Annotated in this window: 21 protein-coding genes; 6 read left to right on the top strand and 15 right to left on the bottom strand. The window is 72.9% G+C overall.

Annotated features, from left to right (window positions below):
* Positions 1 to 57: 57 nt before the first annotated feature.
* Together AAW13_RS35885 and AAW13_RS35880 are read right to left on the bottom strand one after the other, a co-directional pair.
* Positions 58 to 2,397 (bottom strand): ATP-binding cassette domain-containing protein, encoded by a 2,340-nt coding sequence (locus AAW13_RS35885; RefSeq protein WP_046734253.1) that lies wholly within the window; start codon positions 2,395 to 2,397, stop codon positions 58 to 60.
* A gap of 59 nt (positions 2,398 to 2,456) precedes the next feature.
* Positions 2,457 to 2,651, bottom strand: a complete 195-nt coding sequence (locus AAW13_RS35880) for an antitoxin (protein WP_046734254.1) — start codon at positions 2,649 to 2,651, stop codon at positions 2,457 to 2,459.
* Positions 2,652 to 2,810: 159 nt separating this feature from the next.
* On the opposite strand from AAW13_RS35880, the gene AAW13_RS35875 reads away from it, so the two are divergent.
* Complete coding sequence (locus AAW13_RS35875; RefSeq protein ID WP_046734255.1) at positions 2,811 to 5,282, top strand: ATP-dependent Clp protease ATP-binding subunit; 2,472 nt, start codon at positions 2,811 to 2,813, stop codon at positions 5,280 to 5,282.
* Between the two features lie 5 nt (positions 5,283 to 5,287).
* On the opposite strand, the gene AAW13_RS35870 is transcribed toward AAW13_RS35875, so the two are convergent.
* Entirely contained in the window at positions 5,288 to 6,313 is a 1,026-nt protein-coding gene (locus AAW13_RS35870) for an LLM class flavin-dependent oxidoreductase (RefSeq protein WP_046734256.1), read from the bottom strand.
* A gap of 96 nt (positions 6,314 to 6,409) precedes the next feature.
* Here AAW13_RS35870 and AAW13_RS35865 point away from each other — a divergent pair, with 96 nt between their 5' ends.
* Positions 6,410 to 6,901, top strand: a complete 492-nt coding sequence (locus AAW13_RS35865) for a phosphatase domain-containing protein (protein WP_046734257.1) — start codon at positions 6,410 to 6,412, stop codon at positions 6,899 to 6,901.
* Between the two features lie 10 nt (positions 6,902 to 6,911).
* On the opposite strand, the gene AAW13_RS35860 is transcribed toward AAW13_RS35865, so the two are convergent.
* Positions 6,912 to 7,127, bottom strand: a complete 216-nt coding sequence (locus AAW13_RS35860) for a dodecin (protein WP_046734258.1) — start codon at positions 7,125 to 7,127, stop codon at positions 6,912 to 6,914.
* Positions 7,128 to 7,322: 195 nt separating this feature from the next.
* Between AAW13_RS35860 and AAW13_RS35855 the strand changes: the two genes are divergently transcribed.
* Positions 7,323 to 8,585 (top strand): extracellular solute-binding protein, encoded by a 1,263-nt coding sequence (locus tag AAW13_RS35855; RefSeq protein ID WP_046734259.1) that lies wholly within the window; start codon positions 7,323 to 7,325, stop codon positions 8,583 to 8,585.
* A gap of 148 nt (positions 8,586 to 8,733) precedes the next feature.
* Here AAW13_RS35855 and egtD read toward each other — a convergent pair whose 3' ends face one another.
* From egtD to egtA, 4 genes are read right to left on the bottom strand one after another with little or no spacing between them, the layout of a single operon-like run.
* Entirely contained in the window at positions 8,734 to 9,696 is a 963-nt protein-coding gene (gene egtD, locus AAW13_RS35850) for an L-histidine N(alpha)-methyltransferase (RefSeq protein ID WP_046734260.1), read from the bottom strand.
* A complete protein-coding gene (gene egtC, locus AAW13_RS35845) occupies positions 9,693 to 10,487 on the bottom strand; it encodes an ergothioneine biosynthesis protein EgtC (RefSeq protein WP_046734261.1) in 795 nt (264 codons plus the stop codon). Before egtC ends, egtD begins: the two co-directional genes overlap by 4 nt.
* Positions 10,487 to 11,818: an ergothioneine biosynthesis protein EgtB gene (egtB, locus tag AAW13_RS35840; RefSeq protein ID WP_046734262.1), complete on the bottom strand. Its 1,332-nt coding sequence runs from the start codon at positions 11,816 to 11,818 to the stop codon at positions 10,487 to 10,489. Before egtB ends, egtC begins: the two co-directional genes overlap by 1 nt.
* Positions 11,815 to 13,143, bottom strand: coding sequence for an ergothioneine biosynthesis glutamate--cysteine ligase EgtA (egtA, locus tag AAW13_RS35835; RefSeq protein WP_046734263.1), 1,329 nt, complete (start codon positions 13,141 to 13,143; stop codon positions 11,815 to 11,817). Before egtA ends, egtB begins: the two co-directional genes overlap by 4 nt.
* A gap of 287 nt (positions 13,144 to 13,430) precedes the next feature.
* Here egtA and AAW13_RS35830 point away from each other — a divergent pair, with 287 nt between their 5' ends.
* Positions 13,431 to 14,270 (top strand): TIGR02452 family protein, encoded by an 840-nt coding sequence (locus AAW13_RS35830; RefSeq protein WP_046734264.1) that lies wholly within the window; start codon positions 13,431 to 13,433, stop codon positions 14,268 to 14,270.
* A gap of 162 nt (positions 14,271 to 14,432) precedes the next feature.
* Here AAW13_RS35830 and AAW13_RS35825 read toward each other — a convergent pair whose 3' ends face one another.
* Positions 14,433 to 14,879, bottom strand: coding sequence for a type II toxin-antitoxin system PemK/MazF family toxin (locus tag AAW13_RS35825; RefSeq protein ID WP_046734265.1), 447 nt, complete (start codon positions 14,877 to 14,879; stop codon positions 14,433 to 14,435).
* Between the two features lie 19 nt (positions 14,880 to 14,898).
* The gene (locus tag AAW13_RS35820; protein ID WP_046734266.1) at positions 14,899 to 15,699 is read right to left on the bottom strand and encodes an alpha/beta fold hydrolase; all 801 of its coding nucleotides are present in this window, start codon (positions 15,697 to 15,699) and stop codon (positions 14,899 to 14,901) included.
* Between the two features lie 61 nt (positions 15,700 to 15,760).
* Here AAW13_RS35820 and AAW13_RS35815 point away from each other — a divergent pair, with 61 nt between their 5' ends.
* Entirely contained in the window at positions 15,761 to 16,174 is a 414-nt protein-coding gene (locus tag AAW13_RS35815; RefSeq protein ID WP_046734267.1) for a MarR family winged helix-turn-helix transcriptional regulator, read from the top strand.
* 276 nt (positions 16,175 to 16,450) lie between these two features.
* Here the strand turns inward: AAW13_RS35815 and AAW13_RS35810 are convergent, their stop codons facing one another.
* From AAW13_RS35810 to AAW13_RS35800, 3 genes are all read right to left on the bottom strand, one after another.
* Positions 16,451 to 17,944 (bottom strand): flotillin family protein, encoded by a 1,494-nt coding sequence (locus AAW13_RS35810; protein WP_046734268.1) that lies wholly within the window; start codon positions 17,942 to 17,944, stop codon positions 16,451 to 16,453.
* A 133-nt stretch (positions 17,945 to 18,077) separates the two neighbouring features.
* Positions 18,078 to 18,296, bottom strand: a complete 219-nt coding sequence (locus tag AAW13_RS35805; RefSeq protein ID WP_206306337.1) for a hypothetical protein — start codon at positions 18,294 to 18,296, stop codon at positions 18,078 to 18,080.
* Between the two features lie 46 nt (positions 18,297 to 18,342).
* Positions 18,343 to 19,767, bottom strand: a complete 1,425-nt coding sequence (locus tag AAW13_RS35800; RefSeq protein WP_046734270.1) for an amidase — start codon at positions 19,765 to 19,767, stop codon at positions 18,343 to 18,345.
* 230 nt (positions 19,768 to 19,997) lie between these two features.
* On the opposite strand from AAW13_RS35800, the gene AAW13_RS35795 reads away from it, so the two are divergent.
* Positions 19,998 to 21,377: an AbfB domain-containing protein gene (locus tag AAW13_RS35795; protein WP_046734271.1), complete on the top strand. Its 1,380-nt coding sequence runs from the start codon at positions 19,998 to 20,000 to the stop codon at positions 21,375 to 21,377.
* 25 nt (positions 21,378 to 21,402) lie between these two features.
* On the opposite strand, the gene AAW13_RS35790 is transcribed toward AAW13_RS35795, so the two are convergent.
* Positions 21,403 to 22,761 (bottom strand): phosphatase PAP2 family protein, encoded by a 1,359-nt coding sequence (locus tag AAW13_RS35790; RefSeq protein WP_046734273.1) that lies wholly within the window; start codon positions 22,759 to 22,761, stop codon positions 21,403 to 21,405.
* A 251-nt stretch (positions 22,762 to 23,012) separates the two neighbouring features.
* On the bottom strand, positions 23,013 to 24,158 hold the full coding sequence (locus AAW13_RS35785; RefSeq protein WP_107483490.1) for a PP2C family protein-serine/threonine phosphatase: 1,146 nt from the start codon (positions 24,156 to 24,158) through the stop codon (positions 23,013 to 23,015).
* Between the last annotated feature and the right edge of the window lie 331 nt (positions 24,159 to 24,489).

Genomic DNA, 24,489 nt, shown 5'->3' with positions numbered 1-24,489 from the left:
CATCGGCGGCGGGGGCATCGGCGGCGGGCGCGCGGTGGCCCGGGGCGTTCCCGGTGATCAGTGGTGGAGGACGCGGGACAGATAGGGCGCCGTGACACTGTCCCGTGCCCCCGCGACCTCGGCCGGCGGCCCCGCCGCGACGATCCGGCCGCCCCGGTCGCCGCCGCCGGGTCCCAGGTCGATCACCCAGTCGGCGCCCGCCACCACCGTCATGTCGTGCTCCACCACCACGACCGTGTTCCCGGCGTCGACCAGCCCGTGCAGCTGCCGCATCAGCACCTCGACGTCGGCCGGGTGCAGCCCTGTCGTCGGCTCGTCGAGCAGATACAGGGTGTGGCCGCGCCGACCGCGCTGCAACTCACCGGCCAGCTTGATGCGCTGGGCCTCGCCACCGGACAGCTCGGTGGCGGGCTGCCCGAGCCGCAGATAGCCGAGCCCCACGTCCAGCAGCGTGCCCAGGCTGCGTGCCACGGCCGGGGTGTCCGCGAAGAACCCCGCGGCCGCCTCCACGGTCAGGTCCAGCACCTCGGCGATGTTCCGTCCCCGGTAAAACACTTCGAGCGTCTCGGGGTTGTAGCGGGCCCCGCCGCAGTCCGGGCAGGGCGCGTAGGTGCTCGGCAGGAACAGCAGCTCCACGCTGACGAAGCCCTCGCCCTGACAGGTCTCGCACCGCCCGCCGGACACGTTGAACGAGAACCGCCCGACGCCGTAGCCGCGCTCCCGGGCCTGTCCGGTGCCCGCGAACACCTTCCGGACGACGTCGAACAGTCCTGTGTAGGTGGCCAGGTTGGACCTCGGAGTACGGCCGATCGGCCGCTGGTCCACCGAGACCAGCCGGTCCACCCCGGCCTGTTCCCCGGTGATCTCGCCGATCAGTGTCGACTTGCCGGACCCGGACACGCCCGTCACCGCGGTGAGGACACCGAGCGGGAACTCCGCGGTGACCCCGCGCAGGTTGTGCCGGTCGACCGGCCCGACCGCCAGCCGGCCCGTGGCGGTACGGGGGCCGCGTGACGGCACGGGGGAGTCGTCGAACAGGTAGCGGGCGGTGGCCGACCCGGTGGCCGCCGCCAGCCCTGCCACCGGTCCGCTGTACACCACCTCCCCGCCGTGCTCACCGGCGAGCGGGCCCACGTCGACGAGCCAGTCCGCGCCGCGCATCACGTCCAGGTGGTGCTCCACCACGAACACCGAGTTCCCGGCCGCCTTGAGCCGTTCGAGGACCGTGAGCAGCGCCTCGGTGTCCGCCGGGTGCAGTCCGGCCGACGGCTCGTCCAGGACGTAGACGACGCCGAACAGACCGGAGCGCAGCTGGGTGGCCAGACGGAGGCGCTGGAGCTCGCCCGCCGAGAGGGTGGGCGTGGCACGGTCCAGGCTGAGATAGCCGAGGCCCAGCTCGACCACCGGGGCGATCCGGGAGGTGAGGTCCCCGGTGAGGACCCGCACGGTCTCCGAACCGCCCTGGCCGCCGAGGAGCTCGGCCAGCGCGGTCAGCGGCAGGGCGACGAGTTCGGCGATCGTACGGCCCCCGAAGGTCACCGCGAGTGCCTCCGGACGCAGCCTGCTGCCCCCGCACACCGGACAGGGCGCACTGGTCAGGAACCGCTCCGCCCGCGCCCGCAGAGCCGGGCTCCTGGAGTCCGCGAAGGTCTTCATCACGTACCGGCGGGCGCTCATGTACGTGCCTTGGTACGGGCGTTGGATACGGTCGGCATCCCGGACCGGGTGCACGGTGACCACCGGCTGCTCGTCCGTGAAGAGGATCCACTCCCGCTCCGCGGCGGGCAGCTCGCGCCAGGGCCGGTCCACGTCATGGCCGAGGGCGTCCAGGATGTCCCGCAGGTTCTTGCCCTGCCAGGCGCCGGGCCAGGCGGCGATCGCGCCCTCGCGGATCGACAGCGCGGGGTCGGGGACCAGGGATTCCTCGGTCGTGCCGTGCACCCGGCCCAGGCCGTGGCACTCCGGGCAGGCGCCGACCGCCGTGTTGGGGGAGAACGCGTCGGAGTCGAGCCGTTCGGCGCCCGGCGGGTAGTCACCGGCGCGCGAGAACAGCATGCGCAGGGAGTTGGAGAGGTTGGTGACCGTGCCGACCGAGGAGCGGGAGGTGGGGGCCGACCGGCGCTGCTGGACCGAGACTGCCGGCGGCAGCCCGCTGATCTCCGCGACCTTCGGCGCCCCGACCTGGTGGATCAGCCGGCGCGCGTACGGCGCGACCGACTCGAAGTAGCGCCGCTGGGCCTCGGCGTAGATCGTGCCGAAGGCCAGGGACGACTTCCCCGAGCCGGACACGCCGGTGAAGACGGCCAGCACGTCCCGGGGGACGTCCACGTCGACGCCCTTGAGGTTGTGCTCCCGGGCACCACGGACGCGGACGTAGGGATCGTGGGCGCTGTGCATCGGGCGGGAACTCCGTGTCGGGGCGGGGGCAAACCCGGCGATCGTAGCCCGTGCGCCGTCTACTGCGGAGGCGGGTTGCCCTGGTTCCGGCTCCGGTCGATGTAGTCGTCGGCCTGCTTCTGGGCCGCGTCGACCTGGGACTGGTACTTGTTCCCGGTCCGCTGGTCGATCATGTCACCACCCTTGCCGACACCCCGTTTGGCCTGGTCCTCGTGGCCCTTGAGCATCCCCTTGAGCTTGTCCAGCATGGACATGGCAGCCCTCCTCGCTGGTTGCGGCTTTCTCCCCAGCGTCACCGGCCCGGGCCGGGTCCGCATCTCGACGGGTGTCCCCGTGCGGGCCCGGCATGCCTGTGCCAGCTTGGAAGACGCGGAATTCCGCCGTGCAGAGCCGTCCGCAGAAAGGCCCGGCCCATGAACACTCCCGGTTTCGGATTCGGACGCAGTCCCTTCGAGGAGTTCGACGAGCTGATGTCCCGTTTCTTCGGCGGATCCGGACCGGGCGCCCCGGCCCGCCGCCCCCAGCGGGTCGACATCGGCAGCCTGCTCTCCGAACGGGCCCGGGAGCTGGTCGCCGAGGCCCGTGACCTGGCCGCCGCCGAGGGCAGCGAGGAACTGGACGCCCGGCACCTGCTGGCCGCCGCCACCACCCATGACTCCACCCGCCGGCTGCTCACCGAGGCCGGTGCCGACCCGGACCAGCTCCGTGAACGGCTCACCGCCGGTCAGGGCGGCGGCGAGCGGACCGAACCCGGCACCCTCACCCCGGCCGCCAAGCGCGCCCTGCTCGACGCCTACCAGGTCTCCCGCGCCGAGGGCGCCTCCTACATCGGCCCCGAGCACCTGCTGCGCGCGCTCGCCGCGAACCCCGAGTCGGCGGCCGGCCGGGCGCTCGGCGAGACCGGCTGGGAGCCGGCCCGGATGCCCGTCGAGGGCGCGGCGGAGCGGAAGAAGCCCAGCAGCACGCCGACCGTCGACGAGTACGGCCGTGATCTCACCGAGGACGCCAGGGCCGGCCGGCTGGACCCGGTGATCGGCCGGGACGAGGAGGTCGAGCAGACCATCGAGGTGCTCTCCCGGCGCAGCAAGAACAACCCGGTGCTCATCGGCGACCCGGGCGTGGGCAAGACCGCCATCGTCGAGGGCATCGCCCAGCGCATCGTCTCCGGCGACGTGCCCCGGACCCTCGAGGGCAAGCGGCTGGTCTCCCTGGACCTGGCCGCGATGGTGGCGGGCACCAAGTACCGGGGCGAGTTCGAGGAGCGGCTGAAGAAGCTGCTGGACGAGGTCCGCGAGCACGGCGACGAACTGGTGCTGTTCCTCGACGAGTTGCACACCGTGGTGGGTGCGGGCGGGGGCGGCGACGGAGCGCTGGACGCGGGCAACATCCTCAAGCCCGCGCTCGCGCGTGGTGAGTTGCACCTGATCGGGGCGACCACCGTCGACGAGTACCGCAGGCACATCGAGAAGGACGCGGCGCTGGAACGCCGGTTCGCGCCCATCCTGGTCGGCGAGCCCGCCGTCGACGACACCATCGAGATCCTGCGCGGTCTGCGCGACCGCTACGAGGCCCACCACCAGGTCCGCATCACCGACGAGGCGGTGGTCGCGGCGGCCGAGCTGTCCGACCGGTACATCACCTCCCGCTTCCTGCCCGACAAGGCGATCGACCTCATGGACCAGGCGGCGGCCCGGGTACGGCTGCGCGCCAAGACCCCGCCCACCGACACCCGGGACATCGAGGACCGGATCGCCGCCCTCAACCGGGAGAAGGACCAGGCCGTCGCCGACGAGGAGTACGAGCGGGCCAAGGAACTCCGCGACCGGATCAGGGAGACCGAGGCCGAGCTGGACCGGGCGGGCACCGCCGAGGAACACGCGCCGAAGGTCACCGCCGAGGACATCGCCGAGGTCGTCTCCCGCACCACCGGCATCCCGGTCGCCCAGCTCACCGAGGAGGAGCGGGAGCGGCTGATGAAGCTGGAGGAGCACCTGCACGAGCGGGTCGTCGGCCAGGACGAGGCGATCACCGCCGTCGCCCGCGCGGTCCGCCGTGCCCGGGCCGGCATGAGCGACCCGGGCCGTCCCGTCGGCAGCTTCCTGTTCCTGGGCCCGACCGGCGTCGGCAAGACCGAGCTGGCCCGTGCCCTGGCCGCGGCCCTGTTCGGCGACGAGACCCGCATGATCCGCCTCGACATGAGCGAGTTCCAGGAGCGTCACACCGTCTCCCGGCTGGTCGGCGCCCCTCCCGGGTACGTCGGTCACGAGGAGGCGGGCCAGCTCACGGAGGCGGTCCGCAGGCAGCCGTACGCGGTGCTCCTGCTGGACGAGGTGGAGAAGGCACACCCGGACGTCTTCAACACCCTGCTCCAGCTCCTGGACGACGGCCGCCTCACCGACTCCCAGGGCCGCACCGTCGACTTCAAGAACACCGTCGTCATCATGACGTCGAACATCGGTGCCGACCGCATCCTGGCCGCCGGGACCGAGGACTACACCAAGGTCCGCGAGGCGGTCATGCCGGCCCTACGGCAGCACTTCCGGCCGGAGTTCCTCAACCGCGTCGACGAGATCATCGTCTTCCGCGGCCTGGACCGCACCCAACTGCGGGAGATCGTGGACCTGTTGCTGGAACACACCCGGCGTCGGCTGCACGCCCAGGACGTCACCCTCGAAGTCACCGACGCGGCGGCCGGGCTGCTCGCCGACCTCGGCCACCAACCGGACTTCGGCGCCCGGCCCCTGCGGCGCACCATCCAGCGCGAGGTCGACGACCGCCTCGCCGACCTCCTCCTGTCGGGCCAGCTCGTCGCGGGCGACCGGGCGGTGGTGGACGCGGCCGACGGCCGGATCGAGATCCGCTCGGACAAGCCGGCGACGGTCTAGGACGTCTAGGGCGTCGGGGACGTCCGGGACACAGGGGAGTTCACGAGCGAGGCCAGCCGCCGGTAGGAGTCGAGCAGGGCCGTGCGGTCGTAGGTGCTGGTGGTGACCAGCACCTCGTCCGCCCCGGTCTCCTCGATGACCGTCGCCAGCTCGTCCGCCACCTGGTCCTCCGTCCCGGCGATGTGACCGGCGAGCCCGGACTCGTAGAAGTCGCGTTCCCTCGCGGTCATCGTCCGGGCCTCGACGGCCTCCGCCGGGGGGAGCGGGGGGAACGTGCCGTGCGTGCGGGAGTACGCCATCGACCAGGCCTCCGGGACCAGCAGCCTGCGGGCCGCCTCCGGGGTGCCGGCGACGGCGATCGTCCCCGAGACCACGACGTACGGTTCGGCGGCCCACGGCGAGGGTCGGAAGTGCTCGCGGTAGCGTTCGACGCCGCGCCGCATCCGCTGCCGGTCGCGCAGGTCGCCGATGACCATGGGCAGCCCGGCGCGGGCCGCGACCTCCGCGCCCTCGCCCATCGCCAGCACGAACGGCGGCACCCGCAGACCGTCCGCCGGGCGGGCCCGTACCCCGGTCGGCGAGGTCCCCTCGAACCAGCCGAGCAACTCGGCGAGCTGGGCCGCGAAGTCCTCGGCGTCGCCCTTGTCGCGTCCCAGCGCCCTGCGCACGCCGTCGGTGAAGCCCACGGACCGGCCGATCCCCATGTCGATCCGGCCGGGGAACAACGACTCCAGCACCCCGAACTGCTCCGCCACCACGAGGGGCCGGTGGTTGGGCAGCATGACCCCGCCGGTGCCCACCCGGACGGACCGGGTCGCCGCGGCCACGGCGGCGGCCAGCACCGTCGGAGCCGATCCGGCGACCCCGGGCACCCCGTGGTGCTCCGACACCCAGAAGCGGTGGTAGCCGAGGGCCTCCACCTCCCGGGCCAGCGCCACGGTGTCCCGAAGCGCCTCGCCGGGCGTGTGTCCCGCACGGGTGCGCGAGCGGTCGAGGACGGAGAACCGGGTCCCGGCGATGACAGTGTTCACAGCGGGTTCAACACCCGGGCTGCCGCAGGATTCCCGGCGCCGCCCGCACCAGCCGCTCGCCGGGGGGGGTCCGGCACTCCGTTCTAGGCTTGCCGGGTGACAGAGAACAGGAAGCGTCCGGTCGCCGTGTTCGACATCGACAACACCCTCGCCGACACCGCGCACCGGCAGCGGTTCCTGGAGCGCGCACCGCGGGACTGGGACGCGTTCTTCTCCGCCGCGCGGCTCGATCCGCCGCTCGCCGAGGGGATCGCGCTGGCCGTGGCGAGCGCGGCGGAGTGCGAGATCGTCTATCTGACCGGCCGTCCCGAGCGCTGCCGCCGGGACACGCTGGACTGGCTCGCCGCCCACGGGCTGCCCGAGGGCCGCGTGCACATGCGGCGCGACTCCGACCGCAGGCCGGCCCGGCGCACCAAGCTGGAGATCCTGCGCCGTCTCGCCGAACGGCGTGCGATCCAGGTCCTGGTCGACGACGACGAGCTGGTGTGCGACGACGCCGAACGGGCCGGGTTCACCGTCGTACGGGCCCGCTGGGCCGACCGGTCGGCCACGCTGGAGCAGGCCCAGGAGGGGGAGGGGCGGACCTGAGCCGGCCCCCTCACTCCCCGTCGTCGATGCGGAAGCCCACCTTCAGGCCCACCTGGTAGTGCTCGATCTGCCCGTTCTCGATCTGGCCCCTGACCTGCGTGACCTCGAACCAGTCCAGGTTGCGCAGGGTCTGGCCGGCACGGGCGACACCGTTGCGGATGGCCTGGTCGATGCCTTCGTGCGAGGTGCCGACGATCTCGGTGACCCGGTAGGTGTGGTTCGTCATCGAAAAGCTCCTCTCGTGGTCACTCCACCGTGCCGCATCCGGAAGCGGAGCGCGAGCCATCGGTTCCCGACCGCCGACAACCCTTGACCCTCCGCATTGGTCCATACCAAAATCCCCCGTACACCCGTACGGGCACCCCTGCTCGTTCCCCCACGCCGGGCCCCTCCGCTGTCCGCCAGACAGAACAGGATCCCCGTGAGACGTCGTCGCCCACTCGCCCTCGTCTGTGTGTCCGCCGCCCTGCTGAGCGCCTGTGGGGTGCTGCCGGGCGGCGGGGAGGGGCGGCACACCGTCACGGTGTGGCTCATGCAGAACAGCGCCTCGAAGGACTTCCTGGACCGGTTCACCGCGGACTTCGAACGCACCCACGAGGACATCCGCCTCGACATCCGGATCCAGCAGTGGACCGGGATCGTGGACAAGGTCCAGGCCGCGCTGAAGGACGGCTCCGGTGCCGGACCCGACGTCATCGAGGTCGGCAACACCCAGGTCCCGGAGTACGTCGAGGACGGCCGGCTCACCGACCTCACGCTGGAGTCGATGCGCGACTGGGGCAAGGAGCACTGGCTGCCCGGTCTCGCCGAACCCGGCCGGGACGACTCCCGCCAGTACGGCATCCCCTGGTACGCCGCCAACCGGGTCGTCATCTACCGCAAGGACCTCTTCGCCAAGGCCGGGATCACGTCCCCGCCGAAGACCCGCGCGCGGTGGATGACCGACACCGAGAGGCTCGACTCCGGCGGGAACCAGGGGATCTACCTCGCCGGACAGGACTGGTACACCCTCTCCGGGTTCGTCTGGGACGAGGGCGGCGACCTCGCCGCGGAGACCGACGGCGAGTGGAAGGGCACCCTGGACAGCCCGGCCGCGCTGCGCGGGATGGACTTCTACCGGCGTCTCCAGGCCCTCGGCCGGGGACCCGCCGACGCCGACGAGGAACACCCGCCGCAGGCCCAGGTGTTCGCCGGCGGCAAGGTCGCGCAGATCATCGCGGTGCCGGGCCTCGTTCAGTCCGTAGTGCAGGAGAACCCCGAACTCAAGGACAAGATCGGCTACTTCCCGGTCCCCGGCATCACCGCCGGCCACCCCGGCGCCGTCTTCACCGGCGGCTCCGACCTCGTGGTGCCGCAGAACACCGACCGGCCCTACGACGCCACCGCCGTGGTCGGTGCGCTGACCGGCGCCAAATGGGACACCGACCTGGCCCGCACCATGAACTACGTGCCCAACAAGACCACGCTGGCCGGCGCGGTCGCCGGGGAGCAGGGGGTCGCCGCGATGGCGGCGGGGGCCGCGCGGGGACGCGCGACCCCCCACACCCCGGACTGGCCGGCGGTCGAGGCCGACAATCCGATCAAGGGCTACATGACGAAGGTGCTCGGCGGTGCGGACCCCGCGACCGAGGCCCGCCGCGCCTCGAACCGGATCACCGAACTGCTCGCACCGAACTTCGGCTGAGCGCCCCGAAGGGGTGCGAGGCCGTATCGCGGTGCGGCCGCCGCCGCGCGGGCGCGACCGGCCACGACGACGCCGCGGACGACCGGCGAAGCGGCTCGGCACTCCCGGCGGAGCGGCTCGGCACTCCCGGCGGAGTGGGGCGGTCGGCTCAGCGGGCGACGCTCAGCGACAGCGCGAAACGCCCCTCCGAGTCGGTCCACCAGTGCGTCAGCTCGAGCCCCGCGCCGGCCAGTTCGGCGGACACCCCGTCCCGCCGGAACTTCGCCGACACCTCGGTGCGCAACTCCTCGCCCGCCGCGAAGTCCACGGCGAGATCGAGCGCCGGCACCTTCACGGTCTGCGCGACCCGCGAGCGCAGCCGCATCTCGATCCACTCCTGCTCCGGGTCCCACAGGGCGACGTGGTCGAAGGCGTCCGGGTCGAAGTCGGCGTCCAGCTCCCGGTCCACGACGGCCAGCACGTTCTTGTTGAACTCGGCCGTCACGCCGGCCGCGTCGTCGTACGCCCGGACCAGTACGCCCTCGTCCTTGACCAGGTCGGTGCCGAGCAGCAGCGCGTCGCCCGGCGCGAGCAGCCGGCGGATCCGGGCCAGGAACACGGCCCGTTCGGCGGGCAGCAGATTGCCGACCGTGCCACCGAGGAAGGCCAGCAGGCGGGGCCCGGGAGTCTCCGGCAGTGCCAGCTGCCCGGTGAAGTCGGCGATCAGGGCGTGCACGGTCAGCCCCGGCCGCTCTGCGACGAGCGCCCGCCCGGCCTGTGTCAGCGCGCTCTCGCTGACGTCGACCGGGACGTACACCTCCAGGGCGGTGAGCGCGTCGATGAGCAGCCGGGTCTTCTCGGAGGAGCCCGAGCCCAGCTCCACCAGCGTGCGGGCGCCGCTCGCGTCGGCGATCTCACCGGACCGGGCGGTCAGGATCTCCCGCTCGGCCCGGGTCGGGTAGTACTCCGGCAACTCGGTGATCTCTTCGAACAGTTCGCTGCCCCGGGCGTCGTAGAACCACTTGGGCGGCAGCGTCTTGGGGGTGGCGGTGAGGCCGTTCAGGACGTCGGCGCGCAGCGCGGCGTCCGTCGCGTCCTCGGGAAGGGTGCGGGTGACACGGAGGGGACTCACGTACAGGGCTCCTTCGGGGTTACGGAGGCCGGGTCCTCGGCCCGGACGTGCTCGACCGGAGCGAGCTCGACGCCCGCGCGGCTCGCGAGGAGCAGCGTGCGGTCGGGGACCTCCCGCCAGTGCGGGTCGTCGTCGTACGGCTCGGAGGCGACGACGGTGCGGTGGCCGGGTTCCGAGAGGTAGAAGAGGCTGTCGCCCCAGGTGGTGGCGGCGATGGTCGCGCCGTCGGTGAGCAGGAGGTTGAGCCGGGCGGCGGGGGCGGCCCCGGCCACCTGGAGAACCGTTTCGGCAAGGGCGGGGCCCGGTTCCGTGCCGGACCGCAGCCGGTGCAGGGCCAGCGCCCAGACGAACGCCGAGTCGGTGCGGGCCTCCATCGCCAGCAGGTCGGCCGGGGGCAGCAGCGGCGCCAGGGGCGCCACGGACCGCGGCCAGTCGGGGACCGCCCCGTTGTGGCTGAAGAGCCAGCGGCCCGCGGCGAACGGCGCCGCCGCGGCCTCCGCGTCCGCGCCGGCCAGCGTCGCGTCCCGGACGGCTGCCAGCAGCGCGCCGGCGCGCACCACCCGCGCCAGGTCGGCGAAGGACTGGTCGGCCCAGATCGGCCCGGCGCGCCGGTAGCGGGCCGGCTGCGGATCCTCCGGGGCGTACCAGCCCACCCCGAAACCGTCGGCGTTGACCGTCCCGTACCGCTGCCGCCGCGGTGCCCACGACTGCCGGTACAGGGAGTGCGCGGGCTCCACGAGGAGCCGGCCGAGCGGCTCCTCGGGTCCCAGGCAGGCCAGGTGGCGGCACATCAGGCGGTCTCCGCGGTCCGGGCGGTGCGGAAGCCGGAGAAGATCTGCCGCCGGATCGGGTAGTCCCAGTTGCGGAAGGTGCCCCGGCAGGCCACCGGGTCCACGGCGAACGAACCACCGCGCAGCACCTTGTACTCGGGTCCGAAGAACACCTCCGAGTACTCCTTGTACGGGAAGGCGCTGAAACCGGGGTAGGGGAGCAGATCGCTCGACGTCCACTCCCACACGTCGCCGATCAACTGCCGTACGCCCAGCGCCGACTCGCCCTCGGGGTAGCTGCCCGCCGGAGCGGGCCGCAGATGGCGCTGCCCCAGGTTGGCGTGGGCGGGGCCCGGGTCGGCGTCGCCCCACGGGTAGCGGCGTGAACGGTTCTCCGCCGGGTCGTGCCGGGCGGCCTTCTCCCACTCGGCCTCGGTGGGCAGCCGGCGCCCGGCCCAGCGGGCGTAGGCGTCCGCCTCGTACCAGGAGACGTGCAGCACCGGTTCCTCGGGCGGTACGACCTCCGTGACCCCGAACCGGCGCCGCAGCCACTGGCCGTTGTCGCGGTGCCAGAACAGCGGGGCGTGGATGGCGTGTTCGCGGATGTGCGCCCAGCCGGCGGGCGTCCACCAGCGCTCCTGCTCGTAGCCGCCGTCCTCGATGAACGCCAGGTACCGGGCGTTGGTGACCGGGGTCGTGTCGACCCAGAAGGACGCCACCTCCCGCCGGTGCGCGGGGCGTTCGTTGTCCAGCGCCCAGGGCTCGGTGGAGGTGCCCATGGTGAACGGGCCGCCGGGTACCAGGACTTCGGCCGGGCCGGTGAACGGCGGGACCGGGTCCGGGTCGGGGGCGGTGAGGGCCTGCGGGCCCTTGCGGAGCTGATGGGTGATGAGCATCGTCTCGTCGTGCTGCTGTTCGTGCTGCGCGACCATCCCGAACGCGAAGCCCGCCTCGGTGAGCCGGCTGCCGGTGAACGCGGCGCCCTCCAGCAGGTCGAGCGCCCGGCCGCGCACCTCCGCCGCGTACTGCCGGGCCTCGTCGGGCGCCAGCAGCGGCAGCGAGGGCCGCTCGGACCGCGGGTGCTCGAAGGCGTCGTAGAGGCTGTCGATCTCGGGGCGCATCGGCTCCCGGCCGCCCACGTTGCGCAGCAGCCAGAGCTCCTCCTGGTTGCCGATGTGCGCGAGGTCCCAGACCAGCGGGGACATCAGCGGGGAGTGCTGGGCGGTGAGGTCGGGCCCCTCGACGCAGTCGGTGAGGAGCGCGGTGCGGGCGCGGGCGGTGGTCAGGGACCTCAGCGCCCGGTCCCGCAGGGTCTCGATATCGATGTCGAACTCGGTCTCGGTCTCGGTCATGCGCTGAGTTCCCTCTCCTGGGCGCGACCCGCCGTGTCGCGCACTCGGTCCAGCAGGTCGTCGGCCGGGCTGCGGCCGCGCAGGACGTACCGCTCCAGGTACCCGCGTACGGCGTCCACGACCTCGGGGGTCGCGCCGAGCCGCGGGAGGGCCTGCAACGCCGCCGTGAAACAGGTGACGGCCGCCTCCCGGAGCTCCGGGTCACCGAGTCCGGTACGGGCCGCGTCGAGCCACAGCGGGTTGTGCGGGGCGGGCCGCGACTCCGCCCGTTCGGCCAGCGGTTTCACCGTCCGGTAGGCGGTCTCGGCGGCCTGCGGGTCGTCGAACAGCGCCGCCGTCACCGCCAGCGGCACGATCCACCCGTCGTCACCGGGCTGCGCGTCGATCATCCGCAGCTCCAGGTGCCCGCGCGGCCTGACCGGCGGGAACAGCGTGGTCAGGTGGTACGCGAGATCCTCCGTGGTGGGCGACCCGGACCGGGTCCACTCGCGGAAGGTGAGGCCCTCGGGGACCTCCCACGGGCCGCCGTCCCGCCGTACGCACATCACCGGCGCGTCGAGCACGTGCCGGGCCCAGGCCGCCCGCGGATCGCCGTCCAGCGGGGGCGCGCCGGCGCGGCCCGCGTCGATCTCCATCCACAGCAGCTGCCGGGTGGAGGCCCAGCCGGTGGGCCGCCGCCCGACCAGCGGGCTGTTGGCGAACGCGGCCACCAGCACCGGGCCCAGCTGGTGGGCCAGCCACCAGCGGCGCGTGTGCCCCAGCGGGCCGGGCTCCTCGTGGCCGGCGTCCAGGCAGACCTGTACGGAGGCCGAGGAGCACATCATGTGGCGGCCCGCGGTGCCGGTGCGGTCCAGGCAGGCCTCCATCGCGTCGTAGCGCGGTTCGCGCAGGTAGCGACGGGGGGTGTGCCAGGGATCGTGACCGACGCCCACGAGGCCGAGGCCCTGCTGGGCCAGGACCGTACGGACGGCGTCCAGGTCGGCGGAGACGGTGCCTATGCACTCCATCAGGGAGGCGGCGGGCGGCGAGCTGAGCTCCAGCTGGCCGCCGGGTTCGACGGTGAGCGCCGACCCCAGGGGCACCGTGCGCAGTGCGGCGTAGGCCGCTTCGAGTCGTTCGGGTGTCACCGGGAGCTGCGGTCGCCGCAGCTCGTGGACCAGCCATTCCACTTCGACCCCGAGGGTGCGGGGCGGACCGGTCTTGAAGCAGATGCCCTTGACCAGGGCCTCCACCTCGGCTTCGGTGACGGCGGTGCGGTCGTCCGAGAAGTCGGTTCTCACCGACCCGTCGGTACAGTCGCCGCCGTCGGATATTGAGTCGGACATGTCGGGATCCTCCTGAGATTCCACCATGCCACCGTCCCGGCCGCGGGTGGCTCGGGACGGCATCGTCCATCCCACCCAAGACCCCTACGCGGATTCGCACAAGGGTGCCAAACGGCACGTTCGCGATCGGTAATCTCCGTTTCCTCCAGTGTTTCCGGCCGTTACCGGCGGTTTCGGGCCCGGGAAACCCCGTTGCAGGGCATCACCAGCATCACCCAGGATGCTGATATGAGCACGACGGGGGAGGCCGCGCGAGCCGCGCTCATGGCGTCCACGGGGGTGGCGCCATGAGCGCGCGCCTGCGCGGCATCGCGCAGCAGACCGAGCAGATCGTGGCGAGGGGGGCGTACCAGGCACCGGACGGCCGGGAGATCCCGCTCGCGGCCGACATCGCGGCCGCACAGGCCGGGACGCGGCTGTACGGCCCGGAACCGGTGCCGGCCGTAGCCGGTGGCGACGCGGACACCGTCTTCGACGCGGACACCGTCTTCGAGGTGACCGGCGAGAGCAGCCTGGAGGCCGCCCGCCGGCTGGCCGACGCCCCGGTGGCCGTCCTGAACTTCGCCTCGGCCCGCAATCCGGGCGGCGGCTACCTGAACGGCGCGCAGGCGCAGGAGGAGGCCCTGTGCCGTGCCTCCGCGCTCTACGCCTGCCAGTTGCGCGCCCGCGCCTTCTACGACCACCACCGCGCCCACCGGGACCCGTTCTACTCGGACCGGGTGATCCACTCCCCGGCCGTCCCGGTCTTCCGCGACGACCGTGGCGCCCTGCTCGCCGAGCCCTACCGGGCGGGCTTCCTCACTGCCGCCGCGCCCAACGCGGGTGTCATCCGCCGAACGGCCCCGGAACGCGTCGGCGAGGTGCCCGCCGCCCTCGCGGTCCGGGCCGGGCGGGTGCTGGAGGTGGCCGCCGCGCACGAGTACCGGCGACTGGTCCTCGGCGCGTGGGGCTGCGGGGTCTTCCAGAACGACCCGGTGCAGGTCGCGGCGGCCTTCCGAAGCCTGCTGGGCCCCGGCGGGCGGTTCGCGCGGAGCTTCGCGCACGTGGTGTTCGGGATCCTCGACCGCACACCGGGATCCACGGTCCGGGCCGCCTTCGCGGAGTCCTTCGGGGTCGCGGCGGGCTGAGCGGACCTCGTACGGCCGGCCGCGGGACGGCGCCCCGCTGGGGGCGCGGGGACCGCGGGACCGGCCTCCGCCGGCCGGCGCCGCGTGACCGGCGCGGGGAACCGCGCGATCAGCCCCACCGGACCGCGGTGAGGGAACCGCGTGCCCGGCGGGGTGTCCGGCTCAGTTCCAGCCGTAGCGTTCGTGCAGCCGGTTGCGTACGAGGTTGAAGCGGCCCCGGTCCAGCGCGCAGGCCTCCCGGCGCATCCCTTCCTCGTGCAGCCGCAGCACGCGGTCCACGTCCACCCAGGAGTCGCGTCCGGAGCGGTCCCAGGGGCCGCTGCCGATCGCCACCCACTCGCGGTCGTCGTCGTGCCGCTTGCTGGACAGCTGCACGGCGAGCAGCGTGCCCGCCGCCTCGCGGGCGACGACCAGCACCGGCCGGTCCTTGCCCCGCCCGTCGTTCTCCTCGAAGGGCACCCAGGTCCAGACGATCTCGCCCGGGTCGGGGTCGCCGTCGTGGGCGGGGGAGTACTCGGTGCGCACCCTGCCGACCTCGCGCGGGTCGGCCTCGGTGGTCGCGGTGCGGCCGTGACGGCCGGGGATGTCGTCGTCGATGTACGCAGTCACGAGGGCACCCTAAGCTGCCTCAGCCTGCGACAACAGGCGGGGTCCCGGTACGGCGCAGCTCGCCTTCGATCAACTCGGCGGTGACGTCGGGCCGTTCCAGGTGCGGAAGGTGTCCGGCCGCCGGGACGGGCTCGAACCGGCCGCGCGGGAAGGCCTTCGCGTAGGCGGCTCCGTACGCGGGCGTGACGATGCGGTCGCTCTCGCCCCAGATCACCAGTGCGGGCTGCCGTACCCGTCCCAGCCGGGGAAGGAGCTTCGGGTCGGTCATCCGGCCACCGTCCGTGAGCAGCCGCATGGTGGCCATGTTGGCCTGGCGCCGGGCGAGTTCGGCGGCGGGGAGGGTGGCCGGGTCGACGTAGAAGCGGTCCGGGTCGTGCCAGGAGTGCTCTGCCTGGGCGCGCGGGTCCAGTGCGAAGAAGTCGGTGACCTCCTCGCCGTCGATGTCCGCGCCGACCGCGTTGACGAGGACCAGGCCGGTGATCAGCCCGGCCGTGTCGAGTATCGCCATCTCGGCGGCGAGCCGGCCGCCCAGGGAGGAGCCGATGACCATGACGTCGCTCAACTCGCTGTCCTGGAGCAGGTGGAGGTAGGCGACGGCGAGGTCGTCGACGCCGGTCAGCCAGTCGGGGCGGGGGGTGCCGTCCCAGCCGGGGTGGACCGGGGTGATGGTGTGGGCCGACCCGGCGAGGCGGGCGGCCAGGCCGGCGACCGTGGCGGGGCCGCCGCCTCCGTGCAGCACGAGCACCGGGCGGCCGGAACCGGCCTCGGTGAGGGAGACGGGGAGATCGGGGTACACCTGGGCGGTGCGGTGCGTCGTCATGCCGTCAATCTAACTAAGGATGTTTATATAAACAAGCTTAGTCGTCGGCTACAGTGAGGTCATGCAAGACGACCTGCAAGTTCTCGGACGAGCGGTGAAACAGGCTCAGTACCGGCAGCACCGGGCGATGGACAGCGCGCTCTCGGCCGTCGGCACCACCCTCGCGCAGTGGGACGCGCTGCGCGCCATCGACCGGTCACCGGGTGCCTCGGCGCGCGAGCTGGCCGCGGCCACCTTCCAGAGCGAGCAGGCCTTCGGCACGCTGGTGGGTCGGCTGGCCGCGCAGGGGCTGGTGGAACGCCGGCCGGGCCACGGGCGGCGGATCCAGCACCGCCTCACCCCCGAGGGGGAGCGGATGCTGGCGGCCGGGCACGGGGTGGCCGGCGAGGTGCTCGCCGACTGCTTCGCCGGACTGTCAGAGGCGGACCGGGCGACGCTGCTCGGCCTGCTGGAGCGCCTCAACGCGCGGGAGTGAGCGGGCGGACACCGCGGTGGAGGTGGGCGGCGGGCGCGGCGGTGGAGGCGGCGGCGGGTGGGACGCGGCGGTCTCCCCCTGGTCGGCAGGAGGGTGCGCCGCCTGCCGCCATAAGGGTGCCTCTGCCGTCGGAACGGTGCTCGCCTGTCGTCGGAAGGGCGCGCGCCTGCCGCCGGGTGCGCGCCTGTCGTCGGAACGGCGCACCCCCCTGTCGCCAGAGGGGTGCGCCGCCTCGACCGTCTTCTCACCGGGCCGCTCTGCTGCCCCGGCGCGCTGTCACTCGGCGTCCGGCTCCAGCGGCACCTTCTGGGACCTCGGAGCCGCCGGTACTCCGTTCAGCACCGGTGAGGTCCCGTTCGCCGGCTGCCCGTTCTGGTTCATCGAGGCGAGCAGCTGGCGGGCGAGACCGAGCCCGGTGCCGCCCATGGTGAGGGCCTTGGCGAACAACTCGGCCATGCCGTCGGCTCCGTTGAGGAGCACCATGTTGTCCACGTTGCCGAAGGCGGACGCCCCGGCCTTGACGATCTCCGGCCAGTTCTCGGCGAGTTGCTGGGCGACGACCGCCTCCTGGTTCTCGGCGAGGGCGCCGGCGCGGGCCTTGATGGCCTCCGCCTCGGCGAGTCCCTTGGCCTTGGTCGCCTCGGCGTCCGCGAGACCCCTGGCCTGTGCGGCCGCCGCCTCGGCCTCACCGGTGGCCCGGGTCGCCGCCGCGGTGGCCGTACCCCGGGACCGGGTCGCCTCGGCCTCGGCGCCCGCGGCCGTCTTGACCCGGGTGGCCTCGGCCGCCGCCGCCAGTTCCGTCTCCTTCGCCTTGGCCTGGGCCGCCGAGATGCGCGCGTCACGCTCGGCCTCGGCCAGCGTCCGCTTCTCGTAGGCCTTGGCGTCGGCCGGCTTGCGGACGTCCGCCTGGAGCTGCTGCTCCCGCCGGTGCGCCTCGAGTTCGGCCACCCGGGTCTCCTGGACCACGACCTCCTGCCGGGCGGCCGCGTCGGCGAGCGGACCGGCCTGGCGGGCCTGGGCCGCCGCCTTGTCCCGCTCGGCCTGGTAGCCGGCCTGGAGGATCTCGCTGTCCCGGGTGGCCTCCGCCATCCGGGCGAACGACTGCTGCTCGGCCTCGGTGGCGAGACGGTTCGCCTCCGCCTGCGCGATCCGCGCGTCCCGCTGCACGGCCGCCGCGTGCGGCATCGCCAGGTTCCGGATGTACCCGGTCGGGTCCTCGATCTCGTGGATCTGCAAGGAGTCCACGATGAGCCCCAGCTTCTCCATCTCCGTGCCGCAGGCGGCCCGGGTCTGCCCGGTGAGCTTGTCCCGGTCGCGGATCATGTCCTCGACGGTCAACCCGCCCACGATGGAACGCAGATGACCGGCGAACACGTTGTGCACCCGCTCGGACATCATCTTCTGCTGGTCCAGGAAACGGCGGCCCGCGTTGGCGATCGACACGAAGTCGTCGCCCACCTTGAAGATGACCACACCCCGCACCTTCAGCGGAATGCCCTGCTGGGTCACGCAGTCCACCGACAACTCGGTCTCGTTCAGGTCGAGCGAGAGCTTGCGCACCGCCTGCACGCCCGGCAGCACCAGCGTGCCGCGCCCCGTGACGATCCGGAACCCCATGCCCTCTTCGAGACCCTCGGTCCGGTGCTTCGAACCGGAGATGATGAGCGCCTCGTTCGGCTCGGCCACCCGCCACATCATCTTGAACAGACCGATCAGCACGAGCACGGCGAGAACCGCCGCCCCCGCAACGACGCCGACAACCATCGGCATACGCCCCCTTTGGATGGTGCCCTTTCGGCACCGAACGAAGGGAGTGTGCGCCCGCCCGGGCGCGGGGTGAAGGGACCGGTGAATCCTTGTTGCAATCTTGACGCATGCGCCCCTCACCTGGGGCTACACCTGCTCAACTGTCGTATGCGGGCGTGACGTAGACCGTCCTCGGCGGCAGGTACTCGACCACCATCACCACCGTGCCCCGCTCGAACCGGCCGGTGCCGTCGGCGGCGTACGCGAGGAAGTGCTCGGCACCCCCGCGGACCCGCACGATCACCTCGCCGACGAGTCCGGGCCCGACCGTGCCGGTGACCCGCCCCATCAGCCCCACCATCGACGCATCGTCCATGGCCAGAGGGTACGGGCAGGTCAGTCGACGGGAAAGCGGCAGGCCGTCACGGCGCGGGGGAGTCCGTGACCAGGGCCCGCGGCGGCCACCGCTCGTGCCAGCGCGACTCGGACTCCAGCTGGGCCGCGACCGAGACGAGCAGCGGCTCGCTGTTCGCCGGCCCCAGCAACTGCGCGCCCACCGGCAGCCCGGCACCGACGAACCCGGCCGGCACGTTCACCCCCGGCCAGCCCAGCACGTTCCACGGCCAGGCGTAGGGGCAGGCGGCGATCATCGCCCGGTCGGTGGCGAACTGTCCCAGGCCCAGCATCGCGCCCACCCGGGGCGGGGGAGCGGCGGTGGTCGGCGCGAGGATCAGGTCGTACGACGTGAAGAAGCCGCCGATGCGCCGTCGCAGGCCCGCCTCCGCGCGCCGGGCGGCCCGCAGCGGGGCCCCGCCGAGCAGCCGGCCCAGGCGGGCGGCCTCCAGCGTGCGCCTGTCGAGCAGGGCGGGATGCGGTGCCTCGCGGACGCGTTCGGCGATCCCCGCCGTGGCGCGCGGCACGAAGGTGAGCCCGATGCGGCCGTAGGGCGGGTCGGCCTCCTCCACCGTGTGACCCAACGCCTCCAGTCTCCCGGCGAGTTCGACGACACGGGCGCGGACGTCCGGGTCCAGGCGGGCGGGCAGCGCGGTGAACGGCGGCTTCAGGGAGAGCGCGACGCGCAGCCGCCCGGGATCGCGGCCGACCGCGTCCGAGACGGCCGACTCCGGTGGCCGGTGCGGGTCCCGCGGGTGGTTCCCGCTCGCCGCGTCCAGCAGCAGGGCGGCGTCGGCGACCGTACGGGCCAGGGTGCCGTTGACCGTGATGCCCTGGAAGGACTCGCCGCGCGGCCAGGTGGAGATGCGGCCGCGCTGCGGTTTGATGCCCACGAGGTGGGTCCAGGCGGCCGGGATGCGCACCGAGCCGGCCCCGTCCGAGCCGAGCGCGGCCGGCACCAGTCCCGCCGCGACGGCCGCCGCCGATCCGCCGGAGGAGCCGCCCGGGGTGTGCTCCGGGTGCCACGGGTTGCGGGTGGCGCCGAAGGCCGGTCCCTCGGTGAACGGCCACTGTCCCAGCTCGCAGGCGTTGGTCTTGCCGATGATCACGGCACCGGCCGCGCGCAGCCGCCGCACCGCCTCGGCGTCCCGCGGCGCGGGCGGGAAGTCGCCGCGGCAGCCGAAGGCGGTCGGCTCGCCGGCCACCTCCATGTCGTCCTTGACCGCGACCGGTACCCCGAGCAGGGGGCGCCGTACCCCCGCCGCCAACTCCCGGTCGGCGGCCTCGGCTTCGGCGAGCGCCGCCGAAGTGCGCACGATCCGGAAGGCGTTGAGGGAGCCCTGGGTGGCCTCGATCCGCGCCAGAGACTCCTCGACCAGCTTCCGGGAGGACAACTCGCCTGCGGCCAGGGCGCGTACGGACTCGGCGAGCCCGGCGGAGCGGTCGTACGGCATGGCTTGCCCACCTCCGGCGGCACGATGTCTACCGGAGAGTAACGTCGATTGGGGGCGCGGGGGACAGCTTTCGCACAGCCGGCGTCCAGCCGTGCCCCAGTACCGCTCAAAGCATTGACGTGAACCTGTCGCCGCTCTTACTTTCTGCGCGACTTGTCGAACTTCGTTCGAAATTCCGGACGCTGCCTGTCTGCGATCCGGATCTGCACGAGCCCCCCGGGAGAGCCGCCGTGACCGTACGTCCCCCCGCCCCGTCCCGTCGCACCCTGCTCCGCGCGCTGGCCGCGCTGCCGGTGTCGGCCCTGGTCCTGCCCGGACTGGCCGGCACGGCCGAGGCCGCCGCCCCCGCGAGCGGATACGCCACCCGCTACACCATCGTCCCGTTCCTGGACAGTGACGACGGCACGGTGAACGTCTACCAGTCCGACGACGCCACGGACTTCCGCCTCCTCCAGGCCTCCGCCTACACCCCGCCGAGCAACCGCATCCGCGACGCCAGTGTCCTCAAGCACACGGACGGCTACTACTACATCACCTACACCACGCACACCTGGCAGGACGAGAGCACCACCATCGGCTTCGCCCGCAGCTCCGACCGGGTCAACTGGACCTTCCTGTACGACTACACGATCCCGATCACCGATCTCTCCCGGGCCTGGGAGCCCGAGTGGTTCGTCGACAGCGACGCCGGTGTCAACGTGATCGTGTCCTGCTCGACCACCGACGACGAGTGGATCTTCACCCCGTACGTCCTCACGGCGACCGACTCCGCGCTCACGGCCTGGACCTCACCGGTCGCCCTGTCCGGCATCGGCTCCAACCACATCGACACGTACATCGTGAAGGTCGGCTCGACCTACCACGCGTTCACGAAGAACGAGACCGCGAAGTACATCGAGTACGGCACCGCCTCGGCCCTCAAGGGGCCCTACACCCTTTCCAGGACCGGCGACTGGGCGGGCTGGGGGAGCTACCGCGAGGGCCCGTCGGTGATCCAGCTCGACAACGGCGGCTGGCGGATCTTCTTCGACGGCTACGGCGACGGCACCTACTACTACAGCGACAGTTACGACACCTTCGCCACGTGGAGCACCCCCACCGCCCTGCCCACCCTCTCGGGCACGGCCCGCCACTTCACGGTGATCAAGGAGACGGTGCCGGGCGGCGCCTCGGTGACGAAGAACGCGACCCGCTCCTTCCAGTCGGCCAACTACACCACCCGCTACTGGGAGGAGCAGTCCTCCCTCCTCAACCTGCCGGTGGTGACCGGCTCCAGCGCCACCGCGGACAAGCAGGCCGCCACCTTCACCGTCGTCGCGGGCCTCGCCGACGGCAACGGCTACTCCTTCCGCGACGCGTCCGGCAACTACCTGCGCCACTACGACTTCCGTGCCCGCTTCGACGCGAACGACGGCACGGCGACCTTCGCGAAGGACGCCACGTTCATCGCCCGCACCGGCGCGACGAGCGGCTCGGTCCGCTTCGAGTCGTACAACTACCCCGGCTACTACCTGCGCCACTACAACTACCAGCTGCGCGTGGACATCTCGCCCGGCACGGACCTGTTCCGCCAGGACAGCTCCTTCGCGGCGGTGACGGCCTGGGCCTGACCGGCGGCATCGCTGCCGGTCAGGCTCAGATCAGTTCGGGCTGCGGTTCCGTGCGAGGGCGCGGGACCGCGGCGGGCGCCGGTTCCCAGCGGCCGGTGGTCCGCACGTAGCCGTAGATCACCGAGAGCATCGCCAGTACCAGGAGCGGTCCGGACAGCCACCGGTGCTCCGCCATCGGCAACGGCAGGAAGCGGTAGGACACCAGGAGGGCGACGAAGACCGCCGTGCCGTACCCGGTCAGGCGGAGCCCCGCCGGGTCCCAGCCACGGTCGTAGGTGCGCAGGGCCGCCTCGATGGTGAGGGTGAACACCACTCCGGCGAGGAGGTCCGCGCCGTAGTGGTAGCCGAAGCCCAGGGTGGCGGTGAGCGTCGCGACCAGCCAGAACGCGCCGGCGAACCGCAGGAACCGGGGGCCGCGGCGGGAGTGGATGAAGATCGCCGTGGCCCAGGCCGTGTGCAGGCTGGGCATGCAGTTGCGGGGGGTGATCGCGTCGTAGACGACGGGGTGCGGCGGGCTGATCGCCGGTGTCGTCCCCGGCCACAGGTCGGGCACCGGCCAGTGCCCGTCGCCCGGCGAGTGGTCCGGCCAGAGGCCGACCGTCGCCCAGTGGTCGGTTCCGGTGCCGTAGGCGAAGACCGGGCCGACCACCGGGAAGAGCATGTAGATGCCGGGTCCGAGCAGGCCTATGAGCAGGAAGGTGCGCACCAGGTGGTGGCGCGGGAAGCGGCGCTCGGCGGCGACGTTGCGCAGCTGGTACAGCGCGACGAGGACCGCGGCCACGGCGAGCTGGCTGTAGACGACGTCGAGGAGGGTGAAGCCGGCCGGGCCGCTGGCCGTCACCAGCCGGCCCATCAGCCAGGACGGGTTCCCCAGCGCGTGGTCGGCGGTCGCCACGTACTGGTCGAGCACCATCGGGCGGCTCTTCGAGGTGATGAGCAGCCAGGTGTCGCCGGTCTTGCGGCCGGCCACCAGCAGCAGGCCCAGCCCGGTGCCCTTCAGGAGCAGGGTGCGCTCGGGGCCGGTGCGGCGGGTCACGGCGACGACCGCGCAGCCGAGGATCACCCACAACGCGCCGTTGCCGAAGGGGTGGCCCTCGCCCGTCCCGACGCCGAACGCCCACCGGAGGGACAGCAGGACGGCGTCGATGCCGACCGCGACGCCGGCCGCGACGAGCCGCTGGCGCGGGGTGAGCACCAGCATCGTCAGTGCGAGACCGGCGTAGAGCAGGAAGCCGGACTTGGGCGGGAACACCAGCTCCCGCGCCTGGACGGTGAGCGGGCCGGGCACGCCGTAGTGGCGTGCCACGTACTCCAGCGCGACGAGGAACGCGAGGGCCGTGACACCTGCCGCGGCCCAGAGTCCCGTACGGGGGCGGCGCCACACGGAGAGCACGGTGCTTCGGTTGTCCCCGGCGGTGGCCCGCGGAACTGACTGCGAAGTTGAAGGTCTCAATTTCGGCCGATGTGTAGGTTTTTGGGTGTTGTCGGTTGTGGGTCGGACTGGGTTCGCCTGCTCGTCATCTTCTGGTCAGGTTCACTTTCTCCCTCACTGTGAGCTTCCTGTCGAGTACCTGGCCGAAGGAAGACGCAAAGATCACAGTTCGGGTTGCGAAGACCGAAGGTCGTTGACGCCGTTCAGTCCCGCTGGACGACGACCATGGCCATGTCGTCGTCCAGCCGGCCACCGGCGTACGCCCGGACTTCCGCGGCCAGCCGGTCGACGAGCGCGGCGGGCGTCCGGTCCGCCCGTGCCGCGGCGCGCTCGGCCAGCGGATAGAACTCACCGGCGGTGTTCCGGGCCTCGCTGACGCCGTCGGTGTACAGCACCAGCCGGTCGCCGTGGCCGAAGGGGAAGGCCGTCGCCACGTAACAGCCGTCCGTGCCGTGCGCGCCGCCGGGCCCGCCGCCCAGGCCGAACGGCGGTGACGGTTCGGGGACCGTCAGGGGCAGCACCGACCCGGTGCGGCCGTCCAGCAGGAGGGGCGGCGGGTGGCCGCAGCTGATCACGTGCACCACCGGCTCGTCGTCCGGGATGTCCAGGACGGCGGCGGTCACGAAGCGCTCGGCGGCGTCCTCCGCCGCCTCGGAGAACTCCGCGAGACCCCACCGGACGGCGTCCTCGATGTAGGCGACCAGCTCCGGCAGCGGGATCGGGCGGTGCGCGGCGGCCCGGAAGGCGCCCAGCACGATCGCGGTGTCGCTGATGGAGGGGAGCCCCTTGCCCCGCACGTCCCCGATGAGCAGCCGCGTGGAGCCGGGGATCCGGGCGGCGGCGAACAGGTCCCCGCCGATGGTCGGGTCCGCCTCGGCACTGCGGTAGTGCGAGGCGAGGGTGACGGGTCCGGCCCGCCGCGGCAGCGGCCGCAGCACGACGCGCTGTGCCGCGTCGGACACCGAGCGCGCCCGCACCAGCTCACGCTCCCGCCGGTCCCGCAGCCGGGTGAACAGGACGAGGAAGACGCAGACGGCCAGCAGGGCGGCGAGCTCGACGAGGACGCTCTCGGTGGTCAGGGTCCCCCGTTCGACGCCCGCGAGGACCAGGGAGAGGACCGCCGCCGCCCCGGTCAGCGCGGTGGCGCGCGGTCCGGAGCCGACCGCTGCGACCGCCACCGCGACGACCAGGAGGTGGGCGAGGTGGATGTCCGGCGGCAGGAACGCGTCCGCCACCGGGATCGCGACGATCAGCAGGAGGGGTCCGGCCGGCCACAGCGGCGCCGGCACCGAACGGCGCCAGGTCCGCAGGGTCTCGACCACGGAAGCCGTGATCGGCGCATCGCCCATGTCGTGCTCCGGTCCTCTGCCCCCTGCCGCGCCAACACACGACGAGGTGTCTCCCATTCCCGGACACGAAAGGCTCTGGTGCGACGGGGCCGGCATCGGGGCCGGGTGAGCTGGGGAGAGCCGACGGTGCGCGAGGTGTCGCGGGAGGTCGCGCATCGCGGGAGGCCACGCACTGCGGGAGCTTGCGGAGGAAGTCACGTGGGGCGGTCGGGCTGGAGGGGGGGCGGGCGGCCATCGGAGTGCGCGGTGCGGTCGGTCGGGCTGGAGGGGTGGCGGGCGGCCGTGGGAGTGCGCGGGGCGGGCGGACCTGGCGGTGGTCGTGGGGTGGGTG

Origin of the sequence: Streptomyces humi (assembly GCF_001005085.2) — a bacterium.
GTDB lineage: Bacteria > Actinomycetota > Actinomycetes > Streptomycetales > Streptomycetaceae > Streptomyces > Streptomyces humi.
The sequence above is the reverse complement of the archived record's forward strand: the minus strand, read 5'-3'. Positions and strand labels throughout refer to the sequence as shown.

Bases quoted from the DNA above. Each gene is read 5' to 3' on its own strand.
- AAW13_RS35885 (WP_046734253.1), bottom strand. From the start codon at position 2,397: ATGCACAGCGCCCACGATCCCTACGTCCGCGTCCGTGGTGCCCGGGAG.
- AAW13_RS35880 (WP_046734254.1), bottom strand. From the start codon at position 2,651: ATGTCCATGCTGGACAAGCTCAAGGGGATGCTCAAGGGCCACGAGGAC.
- AAW13_RS35875 (WP_046734255.1), top strand. From the start codon at position 2,811: ATGAACACTCCCGGTTTCGGATTCGGACGCAGTCCCTTCGAGGAGTTC.
- AAW13_RS35860 (WP_046734258.1), bottom strand. From the start codon at position 7,127: ATGACGAACCACACCTACCGGGTCACCGAGATCGTCGGCACCTCGCAC.
- egtC (WP_046734261.1), bottom strand. From the start codon at position 10,487: ATGTGCCGCCACCTGGCCTGCCTGGGACCCGAGGAGCCGCTCGGCCGG.
- egtB (WP_046734262.1), bottom strand. From the start codon at position 11,818: ATGACCGAGACCGAGACCGAGTTCGACATCGATATCGAGACCCTGCGG.
- egtA (WP_046734263.1), bottom strand. From the start codon at position 13,143: ATGTCCGACTCAATATCCGACGGCGGCGACTGTACCGACGGGTCGGTG.
- AAW13_RS35830 (WP_046734264.1), top strand. From the start codon at position 13,431: ATGAGCGCGCGCCTGCGCGGCATCGCGCAGCAGACCGAGCAGATCGTG.
- AAW13_RS35820 (WP_046734266.1), bottom strand. From the start codon at position 15,699: ATGACGACGCACCGCACCGCCCAGGTGTACCCCGATCTCCCCGTCTCC.
- AAW13_RS35815 (WP_046734267.1), top strand. From the start codon at position 15,761: ATGCAAGACGACCTGCAAGTTCTCGGACGAGCGGTGAAACAGGCTCAG.
- AAW13_RS35810 (WP_046734268.1), bottom strand. From the start codon at position 17,944: ATGCCGATGGTTGTCGGCGTCGTTGCGGGGGCGGCGGTTCTCGCCGTG.
- AAW13_RS35805 (WP_206306337.1), bottom strand. From the start codon at position 18,296: ATGGACGATGCGTCGATGGTGGGGCTGATGGGGCGGGTCACCGGCACG.
- AAW13_RS35800 (WP_046734270.1), bottom strand. From the start codon at position 19,767: ATGCCGTACGACCGCTCCGCCGGGCTCGCCGAGTCCGTACGCGCCCTG.
- AAW13_RS35785 (WP_107483490.1), bottom strand. From the start codon at position 24,158: ATGGGCGATGCGCCGATCACGGCTTCCGTGGTCGAGACCCTGCGGACC.